This window comes from Streptomyces sp. NPDC005899 (assembly GCF_040629645.1).
GTDB lineage: Bacteria > Actinomycetota > Actinomycetes > Streptomycetales > Streptomycetaceae > Streptomyces.
The window spans coordinates 1-1,054 of sequence record NZ_JBEXWB010000715.1 but is presented as its reverse complement, the minus strand read 5'-3'; the positions used below and the strand labels follow the sequence as shown (position 1 = coordinate 1,054).

At 66.3% G+C, this 1,054-nt stretch carries 1 protein-coding gene and 2 pseudogenes; 2 read left to right on the top strand and 1 reads right to left on the bottom strand.

Annotated features, from left to right (window positions below; all coding sequences use genetic code 11):
- Positions 1–107: 107 nt before the first annotated feature.
- On the bottom strand, positions 108–272 hold the full coding sequence (locus ABZ371_RS32880; RefSeq protein ID WP_358686650.1) for a hypothetical protein: 165 nt from the start codon (positions 270–272) through the stop codon (positions 108–110).
- Positions 273–401: 129 nt separating this feature from the next.
- On the opposite strand from ABZ371_RS32880, the pseudogene ABZ371_RS32875 reads away from it, so the two are divergent.
- Positions 402–746, top strand: a pseudogene (locus ABZ371_RS32875) (IS5 family transposase); the annotation flags it as partial.
- A gap of 117 nt (positions 747–863) precedes the next feature.
- Positions 864–962, top strand: a pseudogene (locus ABZ371_RS32870) (IS5/IS1182 family transposase); the annotation flags it as partial.
- Between the last annotated feature and the right edge of the window lie 92 nt (positions 963–1,054).

Genomic DNA, 1,054 nt, shown 5'->3' with positions numbered 1-1,054 from the left:
GCGCCGTTCCCGCAACTACCTGGCCTTTCTCGGCCTCGCCGCAGCGCTCTGCTGCTACAAACGACTCGCTCGCCTCACCACATAGGACACGGTCTAAGGGCCCCAAATTAGCCGATGCACCGTAGGTCGGTGGCTGGCGCGTCTGGGTGCGTGTTGGCGGCCTCGACGTCGAGGTACGGGTGCCCGGTGAACCCGCTGTCGACGGTCCAGCTGATCAGCTCCGGCACCTGCTCGAACCACATGTGCGGGCCCGCAGCCCCGGGTGGCAACATTTTGCCGGAGTGCCATCGGTTCCAGATTTCGCGCGGAACGTCGATGACGGCCCTCCACGCGGGGTTCCACGGCTAGGAACTGTCCGGCCGATCATGTGACTGTCGCCTGATCTGCTCGTTGTGTTGGGCATGGGGCGGGGAGAACGCGGTGATCTGTCAGATGCGGAATGGGAGCGGCTGCGGCCGTTCCTGCCGGTGAGCAACGGCCGGTGCGGACGATGACATGATCATCGGCAGGTGATCGACGGGATCTCGCATCAGGTTGGGACGGGGGTGCACTGGCGCGATCTGCCAGAGCGGTTCGGTCCGTGGAAGACCGTCTGCGAGCGCCATCGGTTGTGGTCAGCGGACGGCACCTGGGAACGGCTGCTGCAGCAGGTCCAGGCCGCGGCCGACGCGGCAGGGGAGATCGACTGGGACATCTCGGTGGACTCCACCATCGTGCGCGCGCACCAGCACGCGGCCGGTGCCCGCACCGCCCCGCCACCGGCTCTTGCCCCAGAAATTCCAGACCGGGGCAATTGGTGGGGCGTCTACAACCGGCTGCGGATGTGGTCCGCCGACGGCACCTGGAAGCGGGTTTTCACCACGCTTGTGGCCCAGGTGGACGCCGATGAGGAGCTTGACTGGGTCGTCTCGGTGGACTCCACGATCGTGCGGGCCCACCAGCACGCAGCCGGAGCCCGCAAAAAGTGCCCCTATGGTTTTCGTCAAGCCGTTGCAGCGGTGGGTGGTTGGTAGAAGGTGCCGTCGCGGAGCATGGCGAAGAGGACGTCGATGCG

What these genes read in the sequence shown, in the direction of transcription:
- ABZ371_RS32880 (WP_358686650.1), bottom strand. Translation starts at nt 272, where the DNA reads ATGTTGCCACCCGGGGCTGCGGGCCCGCACATGTGGTTCGAGCAGGTG.